Here is a 5,310-nt window from a genome sequence, read left to right as displayed (position 1 = left end):
TAAATTAAGTACACGAGAGTCAGACGACCCCTTCAAGGGGTAAGCCAAAGAAGCAAAGACACTTAGCTTGAACGAAGAGAAAGCCGCGTCATTTAGGCGCAGTCGGTAACATGCCCTTATAGGGCTATAGAGCAAACCACCCGCTATGCGGGTGGTTCTGATTTCAATTCGTCCTCCTTTGTTATATATAGTTCAAAGGAAGGCATATTCTATCTCGTCAAATTAAGCTTGTTTTAATTCCGCATCGTCATCTTGTTCAAATATGTCTTTATTGGTTTTACCCATTAATTGGCTAGTGACTGTACCGGCAGTCATTGCACCATTGACGTTTAATGCTGTGCGACCCATATCAATGAGTGGCTCAACAGAAATTAATAGTGCAACTAAGGTTACAGGCAGACCCATCGCTGGTAAAACGATTAGTGCTGCAAATGTTGCACCACCTCCAACACCAGCAACACCGGCAGAGCTGATAGTGACAATTCCGACGAGGGTAGCAATCCATAAAGGATTGAAGGGGTCAATACCTACAGTTGGAGCAACCATCACTGCCAACATGGCTGGATAAATACCTGCACAGCCATTTTGTCCAATAGTGGCACCGAAAGAAGCGGAGAAGCTGGCAATCGATTCTGGTACACCGAGGCGACGAGTTTGTGTTTCAACATTCAGCGGAATACTTGCTGCACTTGAACGGCTGGTAAATGCAAATGTTAATACAGGGCCAGCTTTTTTGAAAAATTTCAGTGGATTAATGCCAGTAAAAGCCAAAATACCGCCATGTACAACAAACATCAAACCAAGCGCGATATAAGAAGCAACGACAAAATTACCTAATTGTGTAATATCGTGAATATTCGAGCTGGCTACAACTTTAGTCATCAGAGCCATGACACCGTATGGTGTTAGGAGCATAACTAGTCTAACTAGTTTCATTGCCCATGCTTGTAGAGTATCAATGGCGATCAGAGCCCGTTCACCGCGTTCATGGTCATCTTTAAGCATTTTCAATGCAGCAACCCCTAAAAATGCTGCAAAAATCACAACACTGATAATGGAAGTCGGGTTTGCTCCAGTCAGATCAGCAAAGGGGTTTTTCGGGATAAATGAGAGAATAATTTGGGGTACACTCATATCTGCAACTTTACCAACATAGTTGGTTTCAATAGCTGATAAACGAGCTGTTTCTTGAGTACCTTGAATTAATCCTGCTGCACTTAGCCCAAATAAATTAGCAATTATGATACCGATTAAAGCGGAAATTGCAGTAGTGAACAATAACGTACCAATTGTCAGGAAGCTGATTTTTCCTAAAGAAGACGCTTTATGTAAACGCGCGACTGCACTTAGAATAGAGGCAAAAACCAATGGCATGATAACCATTTGCAATAACTGTACATAACCATTACCAACGATATTGAACCATTTAATTGATTCTTTTACTGTAAGATTATCTGTACCATAAATGATATTCAATGCCAGCCCAAAAATGATACCTACGACTAGAGCCACGAGAACCTTTTTGGACAAGCTCCATTTATCTGAACTTGTTTTTGCTAATAAGATGAGCAGTGCTATAAAAACGAGCATGTTAATGATGAGTGGTAGATTCATCCCTAGTCTCCAAAATGTTTATACCTTCATTTTTCAAATTGTTGCTTTTTTTGCTGAATCACAACTTGTAATCAATCAGGTATACCAATATCTGTATGAAATATATTTATTATTCATGGTTCGTATTGAGATAAGTGATGATAGCAGTTTCAAACTGCTAACTTATTGATTGCGCTATCACTCAAAAATCTATCAGATACAGGCCATGAAAATCTATAAGATAGAATTTTATCAGTATAAAAATTTACTTGCTTATAATTAAATGGAATTTAATATAATTATTTTTCACTAGGTAGTTTAATTGGTTATATGTCCTAATCTATGTCAACTTTACTTTCTATACACAATGGATTTCAAGTTGCATCGCGATGGCAAGAGAGCAAATCCCCGGGAGCATAGATAACTATGTGGCCGGGGTGAGCGAGTGCAGCCAACAAAGAGGCAGTTTGAAAAACGAAGTGTATATACGATTTTGTCTGTCAGATAAGGTAATTCACATTCAGTAAACTGCTATTTATAGAATAAATAATAAAATTAAAGCGTTAAATAATAGTAGCATAGTGAATTAGTCAATTCTGATTGTAAACAGATAAGTGAGGATTGAAAAATATTATTTATGTAGTTAGTAATAGCCCTATTTGAGAAAATAGGGTTATTACATTGTTGTATGTACGATAAGTCAGCTACTTGTAGAGATTTTTTAGCTTATCAATTGTTAATTGATCGAACGAGAACTTATCAAAGTAATGCGTGAATGAAAAATCAATGTACTGTGGAAGAATAATAGCAATCACTAGGACCAGAACAGCAATAAATCGTTCAGCTTTTTTGCGTTCTTTTCCTCTAAGAATTGGGATACAAAAACGTGTTCTCAGTGGCCATAAAAGTGGAATACCTGCAGGAGTGAGCATATCGGCAATCAGATGGCTGATATAACCGACAACCATCGCATGGATGAAGTCGGTTGGAATGGGCCAATTGGAGGGGATTTCCGTCTGGAAGAGAGTCATTCCCACCATTAGCGCTAATAAACTATGTGTGAATCCACGATGGCCACATAATTTTGCTATTGGAATGGATATAAAACGGAATAACCTGCCTAAAGTGGAGCTTGGGTGGTCAATGTCAGGTAATAGTGAAGCCAGAAGTACACCGGGAAGCATATGTAACCAATCTCCCTGTGCGATTTCTGGTGTGATTTCTAACTGGTGAGCCAATACAAGGCTGGCAACGGAAAAAAGAAGATGCCCTTCTGCTGTCATAACGATTTATACTAATTATTTATGCTGTTTATACATACAGTTGGCAGTATAGAGGTTTTTGCATAAGGATGATAGAGGGTAAACAAGAATAATCTTTTATTTATTAATATATAACACCAATATTTAATCTATTTTTACCTAGATCAGCCAGGGATATAAAAGGATGTTTGATTTTTGCACTGCCAGGTGCATGGAAAACATGTATGCAGCATGGCAGCATGGTAACCATCAGGTAATATTCTCTATTGTTAATTTCTCAAGTGAATTCAACTTAATATCAGCCAGTGACCATCGAGGATCATCAAAATGATGGGCGGCAGGAACAACAATTGAACGCATTCTTGCAGCCTTGGTTGCTATCATGCCATTAAATGAATCCTCTAATGTAATACATTGAATCGGGTTAACGTCAAGTTGATTGGCAGCTTGTAAGTAAACTTCTGGGTGGGGTTTGCTATAAGGTAAGTCTGCGGCAGAAATGACAGCATCAAAGTAGTGCCGTATGTTAAATAATTCAAGTACCTGTTCAAGCATCCCATAGGGAGATGCAGAGGCCAGACCGATTTTTAATCCACGTTCGCGGCAGAGGTTTAAAGCATATTCGACGCCTGGTAATAAGGGGCGGTTTTCTTTTACTAATCGAACTACATAATTGATGATGCGTTGTGCAACTTCATTTTTAGAAGTACCTTGCCACGGTGCAGCTTGATACCATAGTTCAACAACCTGATCTATCCGTAATCCTAATGTATCAGGCAGTTTTTCTGCTAAAGTCAAATCCAATCCTAATTCACCGAATATATGTTTTTCTCCTTGTTCCCAATAAGGCTCAGAATCAATGAGCAATCCGTCCATATCAAAGATGACGGCTTTTAGAGGTAAACAAAATGACATTTCATATCTCTCCGCAATGATAATAGCGATGAATAAAATTTGATTGTAGCAATCTCAATAAGTTAAATCCCGTTGTAAGGTGATAACAACGAAAGAAATTGTTTTTGAGGAAAAATAAGAGCATTACTCTACAAATGGAGTTAGAGTAAGCTTCTTATAACATATAGAAATGCATAATTATTTTTAAATGGTGTGATTATGATTGATATCATTACAGAAGAGTAATATAAAAATATTAAATTATTATTCTCAATATGATTATTAATAAATGTCATATTAATATAATTAAAATATATTGCATTGTAGTAAATTTGATTTCAGGAACGTTAATTTTTAATGTTTATATGTTCTTTTTTTTTCGGTATTGTGGTGTTGTAAGCAGCTACTAATTAAATATGGGCCTGTTGTTATTTTGGTTTACGTATAAAAAGTAATAATACCGTTAACTAATGAGGGTACTATAATGTCTAATATTATTAATATATTGGTTTCTATGGAATCAGATTCTATTGCAAATTCAAATAGTTATAGTAATATAGAGAGTAGAGCGCCTACTATTGATTCAAAGTATATTCACATGTTGACATATAACGGAACCAACGTGATTGACAATGGAGGTACTAAATTATCTCTTAAAAATGTACGCAAAGATGATAATATTATATGGAAAGAAGATTCATTGTCACCTTATGACTCAAGATACTCTGTTGTATTAACGGCGGTTGTTGCAGATAACAAGGTTGTTGCCTCTGAGTATCTTTTTCAGTCTGAATTAGTGATGGCTCAGAAAACGGTACCCATTATAACAGGTGAAAATCCAATATCTGTAACACCTAAAGAAGTTGATTATCATTTTTGGGTGAGTTCCATCAAGGCAGTTCCAACTTCGAGCGTTCAAATACCTTTTACATGTTCATTCGAAATATATGAAGGCCCTGTTAGGATAGGGTTCGGTAAATATCGTCATATATTAGAGTTGGTTACAGTTTGAGTTAATAAAGAATTTTAACTTTGATAACGGATAAGTCCACACCCGTTCTCAGACCATGGTTACTATCTGACTAATGACTGACATGGCACGTATTCAAGGCTGCTATCCGTGAAGTGACCCCCAATGTTGGTTTGGTTGTTCAACTATTGGGTCACTTCAATTGCGTGGCCTTCTTCATAGCCCCTCTTTAACCCAATCCCCCCATCAGAAAATTATCACTCCCACCTTGAACAGTAATTAAACAAAATCAGTCAATTACCTAAAGGCGGAATTCACCGAGTTTTAATCCATTGATTTAACGAATCTTTACTCGCTGATATCGCTTCTTTTTTAATAACAAAGTGAAGTAATGAGAACATATTAAATCATCTCAATCATCTGCTGGCTTTTGGGTTATCGTTATTAAAGGAATCTACTTATACTAAATAGCTTGTCAAAATGGTAGGAGTATCAAAGAAACTCGATCCTAAATTTGCGAAATTTTTGTTCCCAAAACGCAAAATCACAGAAAAAAGGATCGAGTCATGCTTATCATACCATCCACTTCCC

Annotated in this window: 4 protein-coding genes; 1 reads left to right on the top strand and 3 read right to left on the bottom strand. The window is 36.9% G+C overall.

Annotated elements, in window-relative coordinates; genetic code table 11:
• Positions 1-222: 222 nt before the first annotated feature.
• From AACQ81_RS00930 to hxpB, 3 genes are all read right to left on the bottom strand, one after another.
• Positions 223-1,614: an L-cystine transporter gene (locus AACQ81_RS00930; RefSeq protein WP_237388371.1), complete on the bottom strand. Its 1,392-nt coding sequence runs from the start codon at positions 1,612-1,614 to the stop codon at positions 223-225.
• A gap of 683 nt (positions 1,615-2,297) precedes the next feature.
• Complete coding sequence (locus AACQ81_RS00925) at positions 2,298-2,876, bottom strand: metal-dependent hydrolase (RefSeq protein ID WP_237388370.1); 579 nt, start codon at positions 2,874-2,876, stop codon at positions 2,298-2,300.
• Between the two features lie 228 nt (positions 2,877-3,104).
• On the bottom strand, positions 3,105-3,770 hold the full coding sequence (gene hxpB / locus AACQ81_RS00920) for a hexitol phosphatase HxpB (protein ID WP_237388369.1): 666 nt from the start codon (positions 3,768-3,770) through the stop codon (positions 3,105-3,107).
• A 463-nt stretch (positions 3,771-4,233) separates the two neighbouring features.
• Here hxpB and AACQ81_RS00915 point away from each other — a divergent pair, with 463 nt between their 5' ends.
• A complete protein-coding gene (locus tag AACQ81_RS00915) occupies positions 4,234-4,761 on the top strand; it encodes an AidA/PixA family protein (RefSeq protein WP_237388368.1) in 528 nt (175 codons plus the stop codon).
• Positions 4,762-5,310: the final 549 nt, after the last annotated feature.

The organism is Xenorhabdus sp. Sc-CR9 (assembly GCF_963897815.1).
GTDB lineage: Bacteria > Pseudomonadota > Gammaproteobacteria > Enterobacterales > Enterobacteriaceae > Xenorhabdus.
Note: the sequence above shows the minus strand (reverse complement) of the source record. Positions and strands in the feature narration are given on the sequence as shown.